The sequence below is a fragment of the Bacillus sp. S/N-304-OC-R1 genome (assembly GCF_019749375.1).
Taxonomy (GTDB): domain Bacteria; phylum Bacillota; class Bacilli; order Bacillales; family Cytobacillaceae; genus Cytobacillus.
The window spans coordinates 36,091-59,380 of sequence record NZ_JACWFE010000026.1; the positions used below are offsets into that span (position 1 = coordinate 36,091).

15 protein-coding genes are annotated in these 23,290 nt (G+C 33.6%); 1 reads left to right on the forward strand and 14 read right to left on the reverse strand.

All coding sequences use genetic code 11. The features are described from left to right. Window positions 1–16: 16 nt before the first annotated feature. The 8 genes from H0173_RS21125 to H0173_RS21160 form a co-directional block, all read right to left on the reverse strand. On the reverse strand, window positions 17–319 hold the full coding sequence (locus H0173_RS21125; protein ID WP_221848770.1) for a nucleotide pyrophosphohydrolase: 303 nt from the start codon (window positions 317–319) through the stop codon (window positions 17–19). Window positions 320–1,233: 914 nt separating this feature from the next. Next, window positions 1,234–1,626, reverse strand: coding sequence for an SMI1/KNR4 family protein (locus tag H0173_RS21130; protein WP_221848771.1), 393 nt, complete (start codon window positions 1,624–1,626; stop codon window positions 1,234–1,236). Between the two features lie 2 nt (window positions 1,627–1,628). After that, complete coding sequence (locus H0173_RS21135; RefSeq protein ID WP_221848772.1) at window positions 1,629–2,174, reverse strand: HNH/ENDO VII family nuclease; 546 nt, start codon at window positions 2,172–2,174, stop codon at window positions 1,629–1,631. 3 nt (window positions 2,175–2,177) lie between these two features. Next, complete coding sequence (locus tag H0173_RS21140; protein ID WP_221848773.1) at window positions 2,178–5,315, reverse strand: ATP-binding protein; 3,138 nt, start codon at window positions 5,313–5,315, stop codon at window positions 2,178–2,180. A gap of 250 nt (window positions 5,316–5,565) precedes the next feature. Beyond that, window positions 5,566–6,150, reverse strand: a complete 585-nt coding sequence (locus H0173_RS21145; RefSeq protein WP_221848774.1) for a hypothetical protein — start codon at window positions 6,148–6,150, stop codon at window positions 5,566–5,568. Window positions 6,151–6,197: 47 nt separating this feature from the next. Beyond that, on the reverse strand, window positions 6,198–6,653 hold the full coding sequence (locus H0173_RS21150) for a hypothetical protein (RefSeq protein ID WP_221848775.1): 456 nt from the start codon (window positions 6,651–6,653) through the stop codon (window positions 6,198–6,200). 20 nt (window positions 6,654–6,673) lie between these two features. After that, entirely contained in the window at window positions 6,674–8,944 is a 2,271-nt protein-coding gene (locus tag H0173_RS21155; protein ID WP_221848776.1) for a dynamin family protein, read from the reverse strand. A gap of 13 nt (window positions 8,945–8,957) precedes the next feature. Further along, complete coding sequence (locus tag H0173_RS21160; RefSeq protein ID WP_221848777.1) at window positions 8,958–10,421, reverse strand: dynamin family protein; 1,464 nt, start codon at window positions 10,419–10,421, stop codon at window positions 8,958–8,960. Window positions 10,422–10,760: 339 nt separating this feature from the next. Here H0173_RS21160 and H0173_RS21165 point away from each other — a divergent pair, with 339 nt between their 5' ends. Continuing rightward, the gene (locus tag H0173_RS21165) at window positions 10,761–11,747 is read left to right on the forward strand and encodes a helix-turn-helix transcriptional regulator (RefSeq protein WP_221848778.1); all 987 of its coding nucleotides are present in this window, start codon (window positions 10,761–10,763) and stop codon (window positions 11,745–11,747) included. Window positions 11,748–12,066: 319 nt separating this feature from the next. Here the strand turns inward: H0173_RS21165 and H0173_RS21170 are convergent, their stop codons facing one another. The 6 genes from H0173_RS21170 to H0173_RS21195 form a co-directional block, all read right to left on the reverse strand. Then, window positions 12,067–14,079, reverse strand: a complete 2,013-nt coding sequence (locus tag H0173_RS21170) for a putative dsRNA-binding protein (RefSeq protein WP_221848779.1) — start codon at window positions 14,077–14,079, stop codon at window positions 12,067–12,069. Window positions 14,080–14,206: 127 nt separating this feature from the next. After that, complete coding sequence (locus H0173_RS21175; RefSeq protein WP_221848780.1) at window positions 14,207–15,574, reverse strand: coiled-coil domain-containing protein; 1,368 nt, start codon at window positions 15,572–15,574, stop codon at window positions 14,207–14,209. 14 nt (window positions 15,575–15,588) lie between these two features. Next, the gene (locus H0173_RS21180; protein ID WP_221848781.1) at window positions 15,589–17,301 is read right to left on the reverse strand and encodes a HEAT repeat domain-containing protein; all 1,713 of its coding nucleotides are present in this window, start codon (window positions 17,299–17,301) and stop codon (window positions 15,589–15,591) included. A gap of 18 nt (window positions 17,302–17,319) precedes the next feature. Beyond that, window positions 17,320–19,104 carry an Hsp70 family protein gene (locus H0173_RS21185; protein ID WP_221848782.1) on the reverse strand — a complete coding sequence of 595 codons (1,785 nt, stop codon included), beginning with the start codon at window positions 19,102–19,104 and terminating at the stop codon, window positions 17,320–17,322. A gap of 1 nt (window position 19,105) precedes the next feature. Further along, the gene (locus H0173_RS21190; protein WP_221848783.1) at window positions 19,106–20,647 is read right to left on the reverse strand and encodes a hypothetical protein; all 1,542 of its coding nucleotides are present in this window, start codon (window positions 20,645–20,647) and stop codon (window positions 19,106–19,108) included. An 8-nt stretch (window positions 20,648–20,655) separates the two neighbouring features. Further along, a complete protein-coding gene (locus H0173_RS21195) occupies window positions 20,656–23,157 on the reverse strand; it encodes an MBL fold metallo-hydrolase (RefSeq protein ID WP_221848784.1) in 2,502 nt (833 codons plus the stop codon). Window positions 23,158–23,290 lie beyond the last annotated feature (133 nt).

The window sequence follows — 23,290 nt, forward strand, 5'->3', positions numbered from 1 at the left end:
GACCTATTACTTATTACTACTTCTTCCGTATTACTGGGTATTTTAAAGCATTCTTTTCCATTTTCTTTAATGCTTCCTCTTCCAAATCTACATTCATTTTTTCCGATAGCTGAAGAAGATAGATAAATACATCTGCCATTTCTTCTTTAATATTCTGTCTAGAATGAGCAACAGCCTCTTCACTACTTCTCCACTGAAAATTTTCTAATAGTTCATTAGCCTCCAGAGATATGGAAATAGCTAAATCCTTTTCATTGTGATAAGAAGCCCATCCCCTATCATCTCTAAACTCAATGATTTTTTGCATTAAATCTTTCATTTAAAGCCCACCCAGTTTGAATTCTATTTTTGTAAATATATTCTATTTTATCACTTGTTTTATTGTGATTGTAAGTTATTACCCTATTTTACACTGCTGAAATTAAAGACTTTAACAGAAAAATATATCTAGATACTAACTTAAAGGATCATGAATATTGAGACAGTACAACGGATGGTGTCAGTCCCACAGGAAGAATAATTTCACGAAAAGCATTATTAATCAAAAAGAATCCGACAAAGTTTTGCTAAAAACAATTTAACATAGAAAAAGAGTGGACTGCCTTGTTTTTGAAAACAACCAAGGATTACGTCTGGAGCATGGCTCCTCGGCTATGATGCATATCCCCAGTTAAATATAGTACGACGTACCGGATGCATAGTGTACGCTAGACTTTAAAAAGCATGAAAAAAGAGGCTTTCCACAAGTTTGCAAAACTCATGGAAAACCTCTAATTTTTTTGGAGACTATATGTTACTCAAACGTTACCCTTTTTAGGTGTAAGAAAGGTTATTAATTTTGATATAACAAGGTTTTAAACCCCCTATTACATCATGCCGCCCCTAAGGTGAGAGTGTGTAATATCGTTAACAAGAGGAGCAAAAAACGCGGTAAATCAACATTTTGGATATTATTTACTGTAATATCTTTAACGTAGATTTACCGTTTTTTATGGGATTGCGTTAGCATAATGTTAGCAATCTTATTGCTATACATTATTGTTTGTTCACACATCCGACATGGCATGAATAGTGTTCTCAGATTTAATGGTGTAGTGGTGTTTACCTTTTACTTAGCTTTTTATTACTTTTAAGCCTATCTGGCTCAGATGATGAAATAGCATTCCTTTTTATTATAAAGCTTTTTAAAAAGACTCCTTGATAAGATTTATCAAGGAGTAAGTGGTTGAAGCTTTACAATATTTCTTGTTTTAAAAAATCATAAAATGAATCATATAACTTTTTAAATTCATTATTTCTATACTCATAAATAGTACCATCTGCATCCATCACGATTAAGATACCTTCAACACCTAAGTTCTGAATAACGATATAGCTTTCCAACATGTTTTCATTTAAATCACGTTCTTGTTGTGTCGCATTTACCACATTCAGATAATCATTTGTACCTAAACCAAAAACTTCATTACTCCCACACGCTAAGGATCCAAAGCTTTCTATAAAATTTCGGTATTCTTGCGGAAATGTAAAACGTAATTGACTTTCTGCTTCACGAATTACTTCATAATCTACATTTCCAATTGTCATCGCCTTCGAATTTTCAATAAGATTGTTTATGTTACTCATGATTAATTCCCCCTATCTTCTATTTGCTCAGCTCTTGCCTTCCAATAAGATTCCCGTTCTTTATTAAATTCATTTCGATCTATTTCAGAATCTTTCTTTTTATCATGTAAGACTCCATCATTTCCTGGCCCCCTATGCTCTTTGGATGTTAACTCAGCTAGTGGAGAATCCATTTCTTGTCCAATATGGTGCAACTCAATCGGCTGTCCATCCTTTAATGGTGCTAAACCTTCTTTCATTCGCTCTAAATTGGTTCGACCAAATGAATCTTTTTCATTATAATCAAGGTCTGTTCGTTGGAGTGACTCTCTTCCATTGACTTCACCTTTTTCTAAATTCGCCTTATTATAAATATCCTTTTCTTCTTGTGAAGCATTTTCTAAAGCCTCGTCTACAGTCTTATATTCCTTTTTTTCATCTACATATTTTGCAATAGGTTTGTCTAATTCACTTGAATTTGTGATCTTCTCTGGCATGTTCTTAGCGATTTCAGTTAATTGTGATTCTGCTACGGTAGTTTCAGCGATTTTTAATAAAGCTTCAATCATCGTCTATCTAACCTTTCTTTCAGAGGTCACCCACGCTGAGTAAATTTCTGCATTTTCTGGACTATCCTGTGAACAGTTTTTTAATAAGCACTGAGTAATAGACAATTTCATTTCATTGGATAGTCCTTCTGTTAATTGCTCAATATCTCTGTTTATATGAGAGTTAAAATCGTTAAAGTCACTGGAGTTTCCAATAAGTTTAGTAACAATAGCTTTTCCATCTATTAGATTTGAAACTACTTGAGATAATTCAGCAAAGTATTCATCTTTCCATATGTTCAAAAAGCCTTTTTCGTAATACTCTTGTAGGATTAAGTGAATAGCCATTTTATTTTTTGTTGAAATGGCAAGACGACTTAATGAAGCTTGTAATAAATCAATATCGATTTCTATATTTTCATTAACTCTTGATTTTAGTAATAGCTTTAATAAATTTGAGTAAAACCATTTTGTGTCAGCAAAAGACTCATAGTTAGATAAAGAAAATTGATATTTTTCTTTACTATATTCAAACTTGTTGATTTTACACAAAACAGGGTCTAACCAATCATTTTGATAAACAACTGCTACACCCCTAGGTAATTTTGCAATCTCGTCTAATTGTTCATTTTTTAATGCCGCAGATCCTCCTGCAAGTTTACGATCTGCGTCGTCGGGTAGGCGCATAATAATTTTTGTATTTGTATTGCGGATGGCAGAAATATCTACTGCATTTGGTGACTGATCAGCAATTATAAATCCTTCCCCATATGTTCTCATTTCAGCAATAGCATTTGATAACATTTCAACTGATTTTCCTATTAGATTAGAACTTTCATTACTTTGCTCCATTGATGTTTTTTTCAAGATGTGGTGTGCTTCCTCTAAAACGGTAACGTGCTTTAACGGCTCATTCATGTCTTTTGAAAAACACATGCGATGTTCACTTAATCGCATCACAAGAACTCCCATAATGAAAGATTTTGTTTCAAGGGACCCTACTCTACTTAAGTCAATAATGACATTGCTATCAAAAAGTAATGCATTATCCAATTCGCCTGAGTGGAATATAAATCCGTTTAAACCATTTGTGAGTGATTTTACGCGCGTAACTAATGCTCCAGTATAATTGCTTTTAAGTTCCGAAGAATACGCTGAGCTTTCAATTACATTTTGTAATTCTACTAACAAATCTCCAAAAGTAGGGAAAAACTCCTCAGAGTATTTGTTCTTAGACGTAATTAAGTCCCAACCACTTGTTTCATAAGATTTAATAATTGCTTCCTTCAGTACGGCAGGCATTGCTGCATACATTGGCCAACAAACATTAAATATTTCTACTAATCTATCGATATGTTCCAGTACATGAATTCCTCTTGGAAACTTAAATGGATTAATTTTGAGTAAATTAGAAAACTCAGGATTCGTTCCAAATACACTTACATCACTTCGATTTCCAAATATGTGTTTGTATTCACCTTTCGTAGGTTCAACGATTAGAAAGTTCACTTTTTGATTGGACAAGCTATCCAATATACTATACACAGTATTGGATTTCCCTGATCCCGTAGAACCCGTTATAAAAGTGTGCATAGATAAACTTTGTAAATCTAAATCAACAATCGTGTTCTCAACTTTTCCCATGTGGAATATTTTACCCAACTGTACTTTAGGTACATATTTATCGTCTTCACGATCATAAGTTAATACATTTCTACCAAACTCTGCGGATTCAACTACTGGAAGCCCACTAACAGATTTCCTTGGCAACCCAAAACCTATTGCTAACTCACGCCCATTTACTAATGTACTTGGTGTAACATATGGCATATCGAATCCAATATTTCGCTCTATTTGGATTAATGGATGATGAAACTTCGTTAAATAATCTGTTACCATTGCTAGTTTTTTCGGCTCTTCAGTACTCCATGTATTCAAAAATGAATGCTCGACGGAAGAATTATCTCCGCGAATAATAGCCTGATAAGTTGAAGAAACTACTTTAGCCGTTTGGGGATTGTCTGCAAGGAAATAACATCCGCAATTCCAAAGTCCAAAATCTTCTGAGCTTTTTAAACGCATTAACTGTTCATCAATCTTTATAAGCAAATTACTTACGGTTTTATTTTCAAACTTTATTTGTAGATTTCTAGAGTTTGAGCTTGTTAGCGTATTACTATTGTTCGTCGTTTCCGAATCTGCTTTTGAAGACCCATTCGTTAATGATGATCCTTCAGTTTCTGACGTATTATAGTTGCTCGAAGTCGTTACACTGTCTGACTTCGAAGAACTTTGTGAAATCGATAAAATAAAACTATAGCCACTACTCGTACTTGAACTCTTTGATATATTTTTTGATGAACCTTCAGATTTACCTGTCGTATGGCTTTGTGTTTTAGATATACTATCACTTATTGTATTCGTAATCCCTTTGCTAATACCTTCAGTAACTGCTTGACTATCACTTTCACCAAATGATAATTCTGTTTGTTGAAAGGGAGATAATTCGGTATAGAGCGCCTCATAGCCTTGACGAATACGCGAAACAGTTTTAGTGTCTAAGCGATCTGCTATAAAGATAGCTGAGAACTTTTCATTTTTCATAGAATCAATAAGTTTCTCTAGTCCCTGTATGTACTGAACCTTCTCCACATCTTTTAGTGCCGGAATACCAGATACAGAGGTAATTACTTTATTATTACTAGTTACTGTGTTTTGTAGGATCCCTTCTATTACAGACTCAATTTCTTTATTTCTTAAGTTTCTTAGATCGGTTCCAGGAAAATTACCGGTAAAACTTTTTTCCATACTTTCTTTAGCGGTTGTAATGTTCTGATCAATATCTCCCGAACGAACTCCCATATACAAATTTGTTTCTTGTCCATCACTATCAATCACTAAAACAAGGGAACTATTCAAGTTTCCAACAGCATTATAGACATTAATAAGCTTTTCTGAAATATCCTCATTTTTATCATAAACAATCTTGGTTACTTGAAATAAACGAATATGTTGTCTTACTGTTAGCTCTTTAATGTGATCTGGTACTGGGATAACTTCATGCTTCGCTAAATCAAGTAAGTAATTTTTTTCGATAAATTCTTCAGCAATGGCTAATGATTGCTGAAGATCATCTTTTCTTCGAACGTCGAGTGAGCCCATAAATGTACCTCCATTTTGAAAATACCCTCTTTTAAATTATCGTTGATTTCCGATTTCTACTTGCTTGCACGAGCGATCCGGGAACTCATGGCCACTTTGTAGTCCATGATCCTCTTTGACACGCTTTTCTCAAGGAAGTCTAGCGCCTTTGAAAAAAAAATAACAATGAAACTAACACAACCTTATTAAAAAGGACGGCTAAAGTAAGTACAATACTTCCAATACTCAAACCGTCCTCAACTATGTTATTTTAATGAATTTTATCTTTCAAAATATATTGATGTGGATTCATGTTAACTTTAGACTCTTCGTACATTTCTAAGTTTTTCTGATATTTAATACCAGCTTTTATTACTACCTTTTCTTCTACATTAGATATTTCCAAGCTCGAAGAGGATTCTGTTTTAGTACAAACCTTATCCTCTGTTAGAGTAATATCATCCGCTTCCCTAAACGATAATTCACTATTTATTGAAGGACCATTACACACTTGTTCATTTAACTGTTGGTCTTGGATTTGAAGATCATTTTTTTTTTCGTCATTTGGTACTTGTTCTACTTCTATAATATCAATTGTTGAATGTGAAGAATTGCGGTGATTGAATTGTTCATCCAAGGGTTGATTAAGGTTTGTTATATCTTCTTTTGGTTCATAATCAGAATCCTGATCAACTTCTATACGATCAGACTCAATCCTTAATTCTTCAATAAACATTTTTTTATTTGATTCCTGCTCTAAAACTTCAAGTTTTATTGTAAGATTCTGATTATCATCTACTAATTTTTGATTAACCCTATTAATACTTTCAATTTCACACTCTAATTTATTAATCAAATCTTGTTTTTCTTTATTTATTTTTTCTAAAAAATCTATTCTTCTTTTTAATCCTTCAACATGTACATGGCTGCTATGGCTAACACTACCACCACCATCCCTATTACTAGACCCTTTTTTCCAGTACGTCCTCCTTGTTGTGGGGAAGAACTTCTCACTGTTACTTTTGGTTCGCCTTTTTGCAGTTGAGGTTTTAAAAGTTCTTCCTCATAAGCTTTTCTTCCTACATTCAAAGTGTGATCAAAACGCTCTTTTGAAAAATTTGAAGATAATTGTGCCTGTAATTTCGTAAAATATTCTTTGGACCAAACCGCACGATTCATATCTAGTTCTCTACCATCATGAGATTCCCAAATATTAATACCATTGCTTTCAATTTTTCTTAGGGCTGCGTTAATTTCACCGCTCCTTCCAGTGGGATCCGACATAATCTCCGTACCTATTGCACTTCTAATTTTGCGTATGTTGCCTTCTTCAATAGCTTGCTGTAAAAATTTAGACATTGCTTCTTCCCCTTTCTATTTTATACTTCTAATACTTTATCAAGCCTAATAATAAATTCATTAAGCCAAATTTTCTTCTCTTCATTTTTCATTAATTCTTCTTCAATTTTAGAGCTGCGACTAGATAGATTTTTAATTTCTTCGACGCGCTTTTTCATTAACAATTCAAGACGGTCAATTTCACTTATAAAGTAACGTTTCAGCTTTTCTTTTTCATTTTCTGAATATTGTTGAGCTTGATAGAAATTTTCTTCTAAAGAATATCTGACCGGGTTTAAGAACTCTTCCTTTAATTCAGACATATTGACATATTCGCGTGTTTCATATACGTCTTTTTCATAATATTCGTCGTCAAACCATGTCCAAGGCTTGTACCATTTTTTATTGTCATTATAAACGGTTTTCGTTCCAACCAATTCTTCTTCTTCATAACTGTAATTATTTATTAAATCATCGACATCGGGTAAATCATAAGAAAACAGTTTTATATTATCCATTTCAGCAAGGGAATTCTCTTGGAAGTCCATAATATTTTTAATGTATTTTCTATACTCATCAATATATTTTTTTGCATTTTCTTTAAGTAGCCCGCCGATTAACTTTTCTAAATCAGTAACAGCTGAACTTTGTAACATGTCTACGTCTTTTCTTGCTTTATACAAGATCATATCTGCTTCATGTTTTCTAACTTTTTCATTGCGGAAGCGGTCTGAAATCGCTTGAAGCTCTTGATTAAAGATTTTTTCCTTAGAATTCTCAAAATAGGATTCGATATTAAAATCAAGGTTTTTAATTCTTTGCCTAAATACCTTTGCTTTTTCTCCTTGCTCTAACTCTTGCTCAATTCGAGACATTTCCTGATGGACTCGATCTTTTTCTTCTTGGTCATCTGCCATTCGTTGTTGAAGATTTTGCATCATTTGTTCTCTTTCAACAATTTTTTTGAATGAATTTACAGCGTTTGTAATTTTAGATGTAACGGCATATTTATCTAAGTATTCATTAATAGCCATTTCAACTGCTGGAACACCTGAATGATATAAAGCTTCTAGCTCTTCATCATGTTCGTCCCTTGCCATCATAATCTTATCTGAGATTTTATTTTTTAAAGAAGGACTTAACGGTGCATAATTCGTTAAGTGCATACTTGGTTCTTCGATAAATAAATCAATATTCCGTAATGTTTTATTTTCTTGTCTCGTTAAATCCTGACCACTATTGTACTTACGAATAACTTTTGCCGTTTCTGCTGAAATAGGGTAAATATTTGGATTTTCAATTCCATGCTTTTCTAAATAGTCTTTTACGTTGTGTAGAACGTTAGCAAGATCTTCCCCCTTGTCTGGGTCGAAGCAATCTGCTTTATTTACGGCAAAGATAAAACGGTCTTTTGATTGTTTACCACCGACTTTCATTGCTTCCGCAACTGTTTTAAGCAATGCATAGTCGTCATCAGTCTTTAATTGCGTTGCATTCAGTACATATAAAACCATTGGTTTATCATCATTTTTAATAACTCGGTGTGTATGATCGCGATGGCTCGTATCCATTGAATTGTTCGGACCTGGAGTGTCTACTAGAACTAGATTCATCTTTTCAGAAGACATTGATGGAATTCTACCTTTGATATCAATAATGGATATTTCTCGGTTATCATTGAAGCTATCCATGTCTACATAAGATAGATTCTGTTTCGAAACTAATTCTTTTCCATCTTTATCATAACAAACAGCAGAAAAACGTGTGCAATTGTCATCATTTTTTATTCTAGCAATTTTAGCTGTACAGGCTTCGTTCTTTGATGGCATTAACTCTTGGCCCAAAAAAGCATTAATAAGTGTCGATTTACCTGAACTCATCGTAGCAATAACCGCTATCTCAAACTCACTATTCATTGCTTTTTCAAAGTTTTGTTTTATTTTTGGATCTTTTAAAACATTAAATGGTCCAGCAAACATATGATTCACAAGACCCTCTAGTTCCATAATTTTATCGGAAGACTCTTTGCCTTGAATATGTTCAACGTGAATGTGGACCCCTGCATGATAATTCTTGAATTGATTACATACCTCTGCTAAGTCTTCAAAGTCTAATAGTGTGCCTTTGAAAGAAATATTTAACTCATCTTCATTAATTTCTTCCACTAATACTCGGACAAGCTCATCGATCCAAACTTGTAATCTTTCATTTTTATACTGACTCAGCTTTCCTTGTTGCATAAAGTCTATTCCATCTACTTCAATGATCGTTTGTACAGTGTATGGGTTGTACATAATGTTGATAGTTGCCATAAAATGACCTCCACTAGAATAAATTAGTTATTTGGAATACTCCCGAATTTTGAACAACATTATATATTTTATTTGTTTCATAATTTTGAATCGAAGTACTCTTATGGACTTTATTAAATTCTGTTTGCTTTAATTTCAATGTTGCGTATTGACTTAAATTAGCTGCTTCTTGTGAAAAATAATCATAATAAAAATCAAAGTGCTTTTTCTCTCTTCTCGTAATTGGCTGATCCAGTATTATATTTTGCCCAAGTTTAGCTGCAAAGGCAGAGGAGAATAGAATTTTAGGGTTTTCAAAACCATTTCCGGTTAAATAGTCTATGGTATTATTCACCAAACCCTCGATTGACTCTTGGCCTTCCTCGTCAATTTCATCGACTTTGTTAACGATAAATACAATATCTTTTTGACGTTTAGCTATTGTTTCTTTTGCATGCTTAAGCAATACCTTGTCATCATCTGTACCTAGCTGAGTTGCATTGATAACATATAAAACCGTGTCATAATGTTCATTTAATAAAGATTGATAAGTGACTTGCTGATGCGAACGATCCATTGAATTATTGGTCCCTGGAGTGTCAATCAAGCGAATTTTCTTATTCGTTTTGTATAAAGGAGATAGGGCACCTTCAATATCAATCCGTTTTGTATCTAAATTCTCATTTAATAATTTCAAGTCACTTTCTTCTAGTGAAAAGGAACATTGAAATGTTTGCTCATTATTAGTCGATATGAAGAATCGGTCTTTACTCGGAACGTTCGTGTACGTAAAAACTTTTGCTGTACATGCTTCATTTTGAGAGGGAAATAAATCTCTTCCCACTAAGCAATTCAAGAAAGTTGATTTACCTGAACTCATCGTTCCAATGACAAGGAAGTTCTCCTCTCCCTCTATTAAATATTGATCATATTTTTTGAATTCGTCATACAAAAATGTTAAAGCTTTGCAGGGGCGTTGGTGAAGCAACTCCTTAGCTAACTTAAAATCACATGACTTAAGGGCATTTGTAAATTTAATAATCTTTGAGGCATAATTAATATTAACTTTCAGATTAATTTTATTAATAATTTGTTGTACCTCTTGATCATTTTCTTCAACATTTCCATACCTTAAAATTAAATAGTGAGCTAAAAAAATGTACTTATATGAATAGAAACGAATTCCAAACTTCTTAAACTGAACCCGCAATTTTCTTGTATCATGTAATAATGATTTTATATTAATTAAATCAGCAGCTTTTTTTGAATCATACCCCTTAAATAAAACCTCATAAGTAGACTTCACAGTTTGTTGGTAAGTCTTAAAGTACTTATCACTATTAATAAAGTGGAAGAGTAGTTCAAAAAAATTAGTTTTAATTAACGGAGTTTCGATATAAGTAGGATGATTTTCATAAGAAAATGAGCATAAAGCTTTATAATACTCTTTAACACTTTCAAACTTTTGTTTTTGTCCCGAATATTCTGTTGCAATCATCTTATTAATCCTTTCGGTTCACCCTCAATGAAGTACATAATACAAAATATCATTTCCAAATAAAGGCTAAATTTTTACGACAAAACAATTGGTCCTTGTTACATAATATAACAAAATGAGCCAAAAAAATAGTAACTTGGTAGCACTCCTAATATTTTCCGAATATGATCTAAATTTATCCAAAAATAATAGATTTGCGCTTATTTTTGTTATAATGGGCTTAATTTCTTTATTAAACTCTTCTTAATTAAATATTACAGATTTAAGACGACATAAAATGTCTATGTAAATATTTTTTTTATAATAATCCGTGGCCTGTGGGCTTTTAGGAGGGTTTTTATGAACTTACAATCTGATCAGACTAAAGGAATTAGAATTTTGAATCTTTATGAAAGATTACAAAAAGGGGAATTAATCAACAAGCAAGAGGAATCTGAGAGGTTTAATGTAGATCCTAGGACAATACAACGGGATATCGAATTAATTAGGGAATATTCTTCACAAACTAACCATTTTGAAAACACAGGTTCAATATCTTATAACAGAAAAGAAAAAGGTTATGTCATTGAAAAAGACATGAACATTTGGTTAACATTCCAAGAAATACTGACTTTAGCCAAAATCCTACTAGAAAGTCGTGCATTTAACCAAGAAGAATTAAACACATTATTAACAAAATTGTTCAATCAATTATCTTCAAAATATAAAAAGCAGTTTCAAGATGTCATTCTAAACGAAAAGTTTCATTATAAACCTCTTCAACATGATAAACCTATCATAAATGCGATTGGAGAGTTTAGCAGTGCCATTCGTACAAAGAATATTGTGGAAATCGAATATTCCCTTGAACAAGCTAAAACAAAAAAGAGGCATATAATAAAGCCAGTCGGCCTCCTATTTTCTGAATTTTATTTTTATGTAGCTGCCTACATAGAGGGAAGTCATTTCAGTTTCCCAACCATTTTCCGATTAGACCGAATTACTTCATATAATATTAAGAAAGTTCATTTTAAAATCCCTGAAATTGAACGCTTTCAAGAAGGTGAGCTAAGAAAACATATTCAATTTATGAGTGCAGGCAAACTAATGGATATTCAATTCAAGTTTTGGGGAGCCTCCCTTACTGCTGTACTTGATCGGATTCCGACAGCTGAAATAATAAAAAAAGAAGCAGATTACGTAATTATTCGAGCAAAAGTCTTTGGCAAAGGAATAAAAATGTGGCTCCTAAGTCAAGCTCAAAATGTTGAAGTTCTTTCCCCCATAGAATTAAGAAATGAAATGAGAGAAACGATTAAAGAGATGATGAGTATTTATGAATCATAACTTGAAACTACAATGGGCAGTTCACCATAAATGATCCTGCCCGTTTTGTTGTCAAGCCCAGCTCCTACTTGGAATTTTTCTGAGACAAATATGGTGTGTTGGTATTGGATATTTGTTTAATACTTATTTCAAAGCTAACTTTATTACTGATTCAAGTTGTGACGAGTATGATGAATTAACATACAAAATCTTGCACCTAATAATTGATCGCATTGATTTACAAGTGGATAAATCAGTTTTTTTACTATCGTTTTTATAATATAAAATAAAAGTAGCAGCCCTGACTTTACATTATTACAGATAGCACTACAATTCCTGTTTATGAAAAAGGTTTAAAATTAAACAAGTCATCGATCTCCTCAAAATCTTCATCATCAACTTGTATAGCCCTTACTGGACTCCTATCATCCTCGTTTTGTGATTCCCTCACTCCAATATTTCCAATAGTACGGTTTGTGTCTTTAACAGGCTTAAAATTAAATTCTTCAAACAAAAGTAAGAATTCATCTTCCATTTGATTCTCTTCATTTTGAGCGGTCTTGTTCTTTATTTGTTCTCGTCTTTTATTTGTTTCCTGCCATTTAGATAAGATAACTTTTTTCCCACTATCCGGTAATTCCCTAATGCATTTTTCAACACTTTCACTTGAATAAAGCTTTTCCCATTTAATTAATACCATGAGTAGCTCAGATATCAATCCCCTATTATACAAATGCGTTGCAATATTCATCGCAGTCGCTAATGACCATCGATTGAGTCCAAGTCCTCCCACTAGATCAAGGAATTTAAGAGGATTTTTGCTGTTTAAGGCATTTCGAATATAGTATGCCAAGGTTTGATTTAGTATTGTAGTATTCGGCAGCTCAAGCTTTTTATGATTTAAATTATAAAGATAAATCATTTGATCAATAATCTCTTTACATGCCAGGTTTACACTTTGTTTTTTTGAAGTTGCTTTCCCTCTTCCTTCTAAAAACTTCTCTCCGTTAGCAAAAAATGTTGAGACCTTTACGTTGTGTTTAAGTTGATGGGATAGACCAGATGTAGCTATTTTTGCCTTGGTCTCAATATTAAGCTCTTGTGTAACGATTTGTAGATAGCTCCGATAATCAACCGATATTGAATCTTTTTTATTAGTTGAAATAATATAAGTCCGTACAAATTCCTTTATATTTTCGAATGTTTTATCATTTTGATGCTCCAAATTTTCTAAAAACATTGCAGCTACTAACGTTTGCACGATATCAGCCCTAAGTGAAGGGGCATTTAAATCATTTTTATTAGGAATTCTAACAGACTTATAAATAGAGGTTGGCAAACATTTACTTAAATGATTTTTGGATACAAGACTACTTGTTAATTCCATCAAGCGACTATACTTTCCACTAGCCCTTGTTTGAAATTCCTGTAGAATATATTCACCAATCATACATGGAATAACTAAAGCTCCAAGCCAGGCGTAAAAAGAAAATGCTTCCATTGTATTAAGTTTTTTTTCATTTGCAAACGACTTATGAGTAAAGCATATATCTAAATTTTTTAAAGAAATATCATTTGTAGAAATCTTTAGCGTTTTATATAGTGGTAATAATTCATCTTCTCTATTTTTTGTTAACACTAAAGCTACCTTTTTTGCAGGTTGAACAGATTTATTTCTTGGTTTCTTTGAAATACTAACTTTATTGTTTTTGAACAAATTTTGGGCAGCTTGCTGTTGTGCATTTTTTTTAGTCTTTGCTTTCCCCACTCCACTTAAACCATTTACACTAACTTTCACAGTGTAATAACAATCGTGTTTGGGGCCTTCCACACTTATAGTCTCATATTTAATGTTATCAGTAGTCAATTTCAAATCTTGAATATATTCCTGTAAAGCTGATTTATAATCAATCAGTTTATCAACCTTCTTACCCTTTTTATATAAGGGAGAAAGAATAGTCCTCAATCTGTCTAAACCATTTTCTCTATAAATATAATAAAAAATTATTAAACAATGTTCTAAATAACGTTCTTTTCTTTGGCTTAATTCCCCTCTACCAAGAAATAATAAATCGTTTATTTTATTTTCATCATAAAACTGAAGAAGAATCTCATCCTTGTATTGTGTAAGCTTTTCGTTAATTTCTTTATGTTGCTTAGTTTCTTCCTCTGAAATTAAGGATGCAAGTGCTAAATGATAGATTAGTTTCCCCATATGTATATAAGATTTTTGTATTTCAATTTCATCAGTTCGTTTCTTTTCATTTAAATAACTCGAATGATATAAAGCCTGTTGCAGGAATTGAGAATCTATATTAATATTCAGTTGACTCTTCAACTTTTCACCATTCATGATACCTTCACCTCTTGACTTTCTTTATACTCCTTTAATTAAAAAGTGTGGGTTAACTTATTTACTACTAAGTAAAGTCTACCCACACTTTTTAGTATTACATCCACTTTATCTATGGTCCGATAAACTAATTCCTAGTTGGTTTGTTATCGAATTCAACAAACTCTTCAAGATCTTCTTCATCAAAACCAAACATTATATCATCTTCAGTAACCTTTTTTTCCTCATTTGCAAGAGCTTGATTTACTTGGTCTGATAGTTCATTACGTTCCTTTTCTACAACTTCTAAGTTATATTTAATTGTAGTAAACTCTTTGGATGTCGTTTCAAGAAGATCTGATAGTTCACTATTTTTTGCTTGTTCATCTTCTAGTAGACGTTGTAAGTCCTCGATTCGCTTCTCCAACAGGAATATTTCCTCACCAAACTCATCTTGCATCTTAATAGTCTTCTTATCAAAATCATTCTTTAGTTCCTTTTTAATCTTTTCAGTTATAGAATTCGCTTCTTTTTCAAGAGTACCAACACGACGTTCTAAGCTAGCTTTATCTTTCCCTAGATCCTCGTTTTCCTTACGAATTTCACCAAGTGCTTCACCTAAACGACCAGACTCTTTCAGTTGCTGTTCAATTTTACCATTAAGTGATTCTACAGATTTAGTCAATGCTCGATTTTCTTTCGATAAGGATTTTACTTGCGAATCCCTTGACTTTAAATCTCGTGTTAATTCGGCTACCTTATCTTTTTCGGATTCATATAGTTTCTTATATTTTTCAGCTTCCTCAAGATCTGAAACTCGTTCTGATACATTTAAGATAATCTTTGCCGCCATCCTAAGTGCTTCATCAGGGCTACGTTCGAATAATTCCACTTCTGGCAATGAGTTTTCCTCCAATTCATCCTCTAGTTCAAAATATTCTTCTAGCTCATCATCAATAATTCCGTCCCAATTAATGTCAAGTCCTTGACCTTCTATCTTAATACCAGTTTCACGGTAAAATTTTACGACATATTTCTCTTCTTTTAAAAAAGTATAAATCAGTTCTTTTATTTCACCATTCTTATAAAGGCGCATAGTGTTTATCGCTCCATAAACTGGCATTACTTCTTCATCAATTAGATTTCTAATTTGGTTGTCCCAATCCTCTATGGTGAAACTAGCATAATCGTTTTCAAAATAGAGATGAATCGTCTTTTGTAATATTTCGTCCCAACTATTTGCTAGAAAATTGTAGTAATCGTAGCTCTCTAACAAGTGTGGAGAAACTAGCTCGATCAATTCTTTATGACTGCGCTCTTTTCGTTTGAGTTCTTGTAAAGTTATACCCGCTTTTTTAATCAATTTGAATTCATCCGATAAGGAATGTTCTAATACTCCATCTCCACAGACTTTCAATAGGGCTGCATCTAGGTAACGACTCTCTATTCCTTCCACCTCAATATATGGGAATCGTTTACGTTTACTTCCCTTCTTCCTCCCTGCATTAACAGCCATTTTATCTCCATCTCCTATTCTTCTTCTCTAATTGTTGAAATACGGCCTTTTTCTTTTCTCATGTTATCAATAATCTGATCTAGCTCTCGGACCACTCTTGGGTTTGTCTCTTCCTGTCTGGCTTTATAAAGAATATCTTGCGATAACAGCTCACGCTTTTTATTTACGTGTTTTCCGATAAGTCGATATATTTCAAGTTTTAGCGCAGGAATAGGTTTTTGGTCTAGCTTCTTCTGTAGAATTGGACCAACTTCTTGAGGGATAATGTTCGCATTTTGTAATGCTGATACAAGCAAAATCGCTTTATCGTCGGGACAAGTAAGTATTTTTTGAGCCATTTTAACAATCATCTTGAACGACATTTTAGGCAATTGCTTTTGAAGGACATACTGTTCTCCCTCTTCTCCGTTTATTAACAAATTCACGAATTTATCAAATGATTCTTGGTCACCTAGACGAACTAAACAATTAAGAGCATCTAGGTATAGTCTATTATGTCGCTCGTTTAGATAAGGTTTAACGACAGAAATTAGATTAGTATCATTTTCAGCAAGATATGAAATAGCACCCAAACACTCTTGTTTTAATCTGATGTCTTCAGTTGATTTTAATTCCTTAACAAGTAAGGTTAGTACTGACTGATCCCTTGTGTGACTGAAACCGCGAATGATTGCTTTTCTCTTAGCAGGATACTTTTTAAAAGCATCTATTAATAAGTTAGTTGAAAAAGACATTTTTAAAGCTCCAAGGGTCATACAAATTGGTATGAGTTTATTTTCATCCGTTTCTTTTTCTAAAACCTCAGATAACACAGGGATAGCATCCTCTTTAAATGAGCGAAGTGCAATAGTCAAAATCGGGCGGATTGATTTTTTATGATTGTTTATATATGCTTCAAATACAGGTTTTACAGCTTCCGATCCAAAATCTGCGAATCTAGGAGCTAAGTGAATAGCATGGTCAATCAAATCGTTACGGTTACTATCTAAATCATTAAGACGTTGAATTAGGGGTTCAACCGATTTTTTATCTCTTATCTTTATTAACGCTTCTAGTCCAATACCAAAGAAATCTGGAGATAACATGTGATTTAGAATGCTAGGAACAGCTTCATGTTCTCGTACAGCACCAGAAACTAGGATAGCTAAGGCGATATGCTGAGTACTATTTGCTTTTTCAAGAACGGCTTTCAAGATTTTTCGGCCTTTTAAACTTCTAGAAGTAAAGCGGCTTAAAAGATGCACTAGTTCGTTTTTACGTTGTTCATCTGTCAAATCAAACTTACGACATTCTCTAAAGATAGCTGTAATGGCTTTCTCACCGTACTGTTCAACTTCTTTTGAGGCTTCTTTACGTTTTGAGACATCATCACTATATGCCATTATTTCCAGTGCATCAAGAATATATCTATATTCCTTCTCATCCATGTCTTCATCTAGAGTTTCAAATGAAATGTCTACATATCCAATTCGACCAAGGTACTCAATCTCCACTAGCTTTTCATTTCCGTCTTCTTGGGATGGGCCAGACAATGACGTAAAGAAGTCAGCATCTATTCCATCACTTTCATCCTCTTGTTCTGCTTGTCTTAATAATTCTTGTTTTATTTGCTCTTCTTCTTCGTCATTAAACACATCTTTTTCAATAAATTCTTCCTTCGGTAAATCTTTTTTCAGGTCGGTCAGTTTTTGTAGGATACTTGCTGACATACGATCTTGTAATGACATGGAATCAACCCCTTTTGATTACTTAATTTTATTGATATTAGCTTGTTTTGCTTTCAAGTTTTCAATTTCCTCTTCAGTAAATTCATGAGAACCAATATTCACATCAATCACTTCCGTTTCATCAGATTCTAGCCAAGCTTTAATCGATACTTCACGTTCTTGATTACATTGCACTTTTAATACTAATTTAGAATTAACAGGGACTGGCTTTTTAAAATTAACCGTAGCTGATTTTAGTTTCTTAGTATGAATTGATTTAGCTGATGTAGCAGTAAATAATTCTAACTGCATTGCATTAACTGTTTTAGCTGAATTTGGTCCAGTTACAATGAATCGATCCTCGATGATACGCTCAAATGGTAATTTTGTTCCTTTCTCTAGCAATGCAACAGGATCTGCACCAATAACATCTATATAGACGTTATTTGGAATTGTGTTAGTGAAAACTACATCTTTACTTGAAATATCTGTGTCCGCAACTGATATTTGGTCACTTGATTTAAAATTGATACGATCAATCTGATGATGATACACAGCAGCTCCACGACTTACCGCAAACATTGGATTAATAGACTTAATTGGTTTTATACGACGACCAAAAATTTCATAGATTCGTTCTTGAATCGTATGGTAATACGTCATTCCACCCACGAGGAATACCGCATCAATATCATTTACAGTCATATTACCAATTTTCGCATGCTCTAAAGCGTTCAAAATTGGCTCTTCAATGTTGTTTCCTTTTTTGCTCTTTTCTTTATAAAGCAACTCTTCAATTACATCATCATACTCTTTCTTAGTAATAGTTAGTGTAGTTACTAGGTCTGTTGGCAATTGGACTGAGAGCATTTCGCGATATGTTAGGCTGTTAAACTGTTCTTTGTTCTCATAATAGTCAGATTGAGAAGTACGTAATTGGTTTTCGATTCTTGTACTAAAGAATTTTTTTGCCTTCTCAGCAAAATCAAGCAGGTTTTCCCAAAGGCGCAAAATATCCTTTTTATCATATTTGCTTTTTAACTGATTAAAATTCATACCCACATGCTTTAGCACTTTTTTCATTAGTTCGTTAACTACTTTTCTATCAAAGTCAATTCCACCTAATTCAGTATATTGAGAGATTGATAGCTCCTGAATATCAATTCCTCCATTTTCGGTTTCACCAACTTGAAGAATGGAAACGTCACACGTTCCTCCACCAAGATCAAATACCATTAAGTTCTTTTTCCCACCATCTAACTTTAAACGACGAACAGATGGATCTAGTTTCTTCTCCTCGTTAAGGAAGTCAATCAATGCAGCAGTTGGTTCGGGTATCATATGGATGTTATTTTTATCAAAACCACTCAACACACCAGCTGCCTTCGTAGCTTGTTGTTGTTGAAAATTGAAGTTAGCAGGGATGGTAATAACTACGCTATCAATTTTTTCCCCAGCATAATATTCTTCCGCTTGAGCCTTTAGTATCTTTAACACATAAGATGACACCATTTCAGGACGTATTATTTCTCCGTCAATTTCCCAAGAAACATCCTGTCCAATAAACCGTTTAGCTTCTTTAATAACCCGTTGAGGATAAACGCCATTTATACGTTTAGCAAATCGACCAACGTAAGGATGCCCTTGATCATCTACATATAACACAGAAGGAAGCGATTGATCCGTTACGATAGCATTTCCGCTCTCATCTACCTGTGCCACTTCTAAAGCTTGAGCTTCAATATCTCCTCGCACAGTAAGGTTTGCTACACTAACAGTTGAATTTGTTGTTCCAAGGTCTATTCCGATATATCTTTTTGACATATTACATTTCCTCCTTAACTTCAGTTACCAAAGGTTGCACGACAACTTTACCATTGATTGCCCAACCGAATTTCAAAAGTTTTACATTAATAGAATCGTTTTGGCTAACAATCGGCCCATCTATACTATAATTTTTAATAAGTTCATCTTTGTTAATCTCAATAACACTACCAAGTTCGTAGTTGTTGCTATGTTCTTCTAATCCAATTGCCAAACTTAAACTTGAGAATAAGTTGATTAGTCTCCCTGCACTGATGTTAGGGCTAATAGGTGCTTTTCCTTGACTCTCTTCAAATAAGTCGGATAATAAATAATTGCTACTCTCACCACCAATAGCATTAAGTACTTTTACAAATGCTTTCTCTTCAGCTAGTTCTACCTTTTCTTTTTCCTGTTGCAACGCTTGTTTCAATCGATCTATTTCCTCTTTAGCTATTTTCAATTGGTTTTGGTCAGAGTCTTGAGTAACCAAACTTTGTGTATTTGACAGTTCGGAAGCCTTAACAATTGCAGACTTTACAGCAGTCAAAGCATTATCAAGAGCAGCAACAATTTCATTATGCAGTTCGTCTTTTAGTTTTTTCACTAGTACAGGCGGTCCATCGAGTGATGCTTCAGTTTGTTTCTCTCTTTCAACAAGCCTAGAAACCTCCTCATTAACAGCAACAGAAACACCCGCTTCATCAAACTCATTGAAAGAACCTTCTTTTCTTTTCGGTGATAAAGAGTTTTGTGTATTTACTTCCGGGGCGTGATTATCCAATAAATCTTCCATTCCAAAGTCTTCTTCTGAATCGTTTTGATCCACAATTTCAACTACTGAATTTAATCTTTGTTTTAACGTACTTAATACTTCTGTTTCTTCTATCTCATTCAATGCACCTAATAAGATAGATTTCATTCCTTCCGCATAGACAAGATCATTCACACCAACTATTTTTCTGTAAGCGCTCATCTTTACAAAATTGAGTCCTTTTTTGTGTTTGAAACCTACTCTAGCAACAGACTCGCGGTAGTCCGATTTAGAAGTGCTTTCGAAAAGTAATGGCATTATCTGTTCAACTGTAGGTAATACAAGGCTATATTGCTGTTTACCACATATACAGGCTAAGAAACGAACTAACAAGTCATTGAATAACCAAGACTTGTTGCTACTAAATGTTTTATAGCTTTGAAGATCGCCATCACATATTGCAATGAACGCCTTCCGAGTATTAGGAAATTTAAGGTTGATTATATAAATAAAACTAAGTGCAAGTGATTGATTAATTTTAAGCTCATTTGTTTCATTCCATGTCTTTACAACCATTTCCGCTAAACTTTCATTATCGTCAGACCCTACTTGATTAAATACACACTTTTCAACCACTAATTGTAATTCCCAAAAAAACGAATTACGTTTTGATAAGTCGGAAAGATTTAGTTCGATCAATTTTTCTTTGAATTCTTCTTCACTTATATTTTCCGCGCTAGAAAATAGCTCTTTATCCGATTTAGCGTATTTTCGTAACACAGAATCTAATATCTGAGTTTTAATATCCATATGTCCTTCTATCCTTTCCTGTCTAAGTAATATATTTCACCGTTAAAGGCGGGGGTGACTTCAACCTCATCTTTTAAATTGGTAAGTAAGTCAATCAGTGTAGGATATATTTTTTCGCCACCTACTATCGATTGTGTTGGTATAAATCTTTTATCATGTTCACCATGCATTAGGAAAACCTTTTTAGGTTGTAGCTTTGTAATAAGTTGTACGATTTGTTCTCGACTTGCATGAGCTGAAAGACGGAAAGTTTCAATTCTTGCATGAACTTCTTTGTCAATACCATTTACTCTTACTTTTCCAACAGAGCCTTTTTTGGCAGTTTGTAAAACATGGTGACCTGGGCTTTCTTCATCCATATAACCTGTAAAGGAAACAGCGTGGCGTTCCTCCTCTATTAAGTATTCAGCATAACGAGCTGATGCGCTGTTTTCTGTTAGCATCCCAGAACTAGCGACAATACAGTTGTTTCCTGGGTATATGTAGTCCTCCATAAAATCAGTGAATGTAAAATCACTATTTCTTCGATTGGAATATACATCTTGTGCTGATTGAACACCGCCTCCAAAAAATAATGACTCCTTACTCTCATCTTGATAGAATTCAGGATTGATATATCGACGTTGTTCTGAATATCTTTGATAAATTCGGCATACATCGGTAACCCTTCCGTCTAAATAGACATTGAATGGCAAATATTTTTCCTCTTTAAAAGCATTTTTTAGAATAAGAATGATTTCTTGTGCTCTTCCTAATGCAAAAGCAGGTATTAACATTGTGCCACTCTTATCCATAGTTCGTTTTATAGATTCAACGAATAGTTTTTCTTGTCTTGTGCGATCAATACTAGCATTAGTAGGTAAGAACCCATATGTGGACTCAGTGATTAATACATCTACTTCCAAATCATCAGGAAGAACTAATCCTTTTACGGTTTTTTGTTCGTCAATTGAATAATCGCCTGTAAATAAAATAGAAACCCCTTGAAACTCTATGTGTATTGCTCCTGCTCCCAAGATGTGTCCTGAGGGATAGAAAGTTATCTTCCATTCGCTTTCTTTTGAAGGAATTGAAAATGTTTTAAAGAAATCAACAGGCTTAATAGACAAAAGAGTGTTTTGAACATCTTCCTCACTATACATATTCACTACGGTATCCTTACTAATACGGACCGTATCTGTAAGTAATATCTTCATTAAACCTACAGTTGCTTCCGTCGCATACATTAACATGTCTGGTCGCTGCTTATGAACGAACGGCACCGCTCCTGTATGATCCATGTGAGCATGCGTAATCAGTAGAGCATCTATATCCTCGAAGGAGAGCCCTTTATCAAATAAAGGAGTGTAGTCTGGGTGATATACATCTTCGTGCAAGTGCATACCAGCATCCAATAACAGATGATGACCTTTTACACTTATCAAAATGGATGTGCCACCGATTTTTTCTCCTCCACCAAAAAACGTAACAGAACAGTCTTCAAAATCTTGTTCACGGGTACTGTCTTTTTTGGAACTTTTCCAGTAGGCTTTAATTGCCTCAGGTCTATCAGCATGTTTAGGAAACTCCGAATCCCAAAAAGATTTCAATTTTTCTGGATGTATAGACTTTAAATAATCTGCATGTAAAAGCGTAGTTAATAGGTCATCAGGTGCTTTTGAATTATCTTCTTCTACCCCTACAAACCAATCAGATTCACCTGCCAACCTCATAATAAGCCGAAGGTATGACTTCCTTTTAGCTTCTAAAGTTTCATCTTTAAAGGGATTTATTTGTAATTGCTCCACGATCTTTTTAGTTAAAGAGTGTTGGGATAATTGACGATATAGACGACCAATTACAAATACATCTCCCGTTAGTTCTCTTTCAATTTCAGCCCAATCTGGACGAACAACAAAATTCGCTATCTCATCTAGAACCGCAGCCCAATAAGCTATATCTTGGATTCTAGACATTCTTTCCTTCTTGAGATAAATTAGTTTTCTCAAGTGAAATCTAGCTTGGGTGAAGTTTTTAAAGGTGTACTCTAATTCCACTAGATTCAAAATAGCATGTATGTAAAATTCATAGCAACTTGGATTTTCACGGAAATCTCTTTCCATTCTCTCGGCAACCTCAAGTGAGATCATATAGGATTTATCAACTTTCCCAAAGGTGAATAAATGCCTCGCTATTACTAATCGCTCTACCGTAAGATGATCAACACCAGGTTGATTTAACAACCATTCCAACTCACCGATATCCAAACTTAGATATTCCCAAGCATATATAAACAATGGGGCTAGTTCACGGATATCACCTAACTTCTTAATTCCTAACTTACTGGCCTTAAACACAACATCATATTCACTTAATAAATCGTAAAACTTACTTATTGTTGTTAAACTATCAGAATCCAGTTTGTTTAGTTGATCTATTAATTTATCATAATGACGCTTGGCTTCTTTCCTAAATCCTCTATTTTCAAGGAATAAGGCCTCTTTTAAATGATTTTTAATCACTGGATCCATTACAAATCCCTCCTTTCTATCACAATCTTAGGTCAGACAAATATGTAAGTATTTAGGTTAGATACAAGGCAATTGTACTACACAAAACTTACTGGCGATACTCAAATTCGACTAAATTTGTCAATAATCCCTA

Excerpts from the sequence above, each read along its gene's own strand:
- H0173_RS21150 (WP_221848775.1), bottom strand. The coding sequence starts at position 6,653 with ATGTCTAAATTTTTACAGCAAGCTATTGAAGAAGGCAACATACGCAAA.
- H0173_RS21130 (WP_221848771.1), bottom strand. The coding sequence starts at position 1,626 with ATGAGTAACATAAACAATCTTATTGAAAATTCGAAGGCGATGACAATT.
- H0173_RS21165 (WP_221848778.1), top strand. The coding sequence starts at position 10,761 with ATGAACTTACAATCTGATCAGACTAAAGGAATTAGAATTTTGAATCTT.
- H0173_RS21170 (WP_221848779.1), bottom strand. The coding sequence starts at position 14,079 with ATGAATGGTGAAAAGTTGAAGAGTCAACTGAATATTAATATAGATTCT.
- H0173_RS21175 (WP_221848780.1), bottom strand. The coding sequence starts at position 15,574 with ATGGCTGTTAATGCAGGGAGGAAGAAGGGAAGTAAACGTAAACGATTC.
- H0173_RS21160 (WP_221848777.1), bottom strand. The coding sequence starts at position 10,421 with ATGATTGCAACAGAATATTCGGGACAAAAACAAAAGTTTGAAAGTGTT.
- H0173_RS21125 (WP_221848770.1), bottom strand. The coding sequence starts at position 319 with ATGAAAGATTTAATGCAAAAAATCATTGAGTTTAGAGATGATAGGGGA.
- H0173_RS21180 (WP_221848781.1), bottom strand. The coding sequence starts at position 17,301 with ATGTCATTACAAGATCGTATGTCAGCAAGTATCCTACAAAAACTGACC.
- H0173_RS21140 (WP_221848773.1), bottom strand. The coding sequence starts at position 5,315 with ATGGGCTCACTCGACGTTCGAAGAAAAGATGATCTTCAGCAATCATTA.
- H0173_RS21155 (WP_221848776.1), bottom strand. The coding sequence starts at position 8,944 with ATGGCAACTATCAACATTATGTACAACCCATACACTGTACAAACGATC.
- H0173_RS21185 (WP_221848782.1), bottom strand. The coding sequence starts at position 19,104 with ATGTCAAAAAGATATATCGGAATAGACCTTGGAACAACAAATTCAACT.
- H0173_RS21135 (WP_221848772.1), bottom strand. The coding sequence starts at position 2,174 with ATGATTGAAGCTTTATTAAAAATCGCTGAAACTACCGTAGCAGAATCA.
- H0173_RS21195 (WP_221848784.1), bottom strand. The coding sequence starts at position 23,157 with ATGGATCCAGTGATTAAAAATCATTTAAAAGAGGCCTTATTCCTTGAA.
- H0173_RS21190 (WP_221848783.1), bottom strand. The coding sequence starts at position 20,647 with ATGGATATTAAAACTCAGATATTAGATTCTGTGTTACGAAAATACGCT.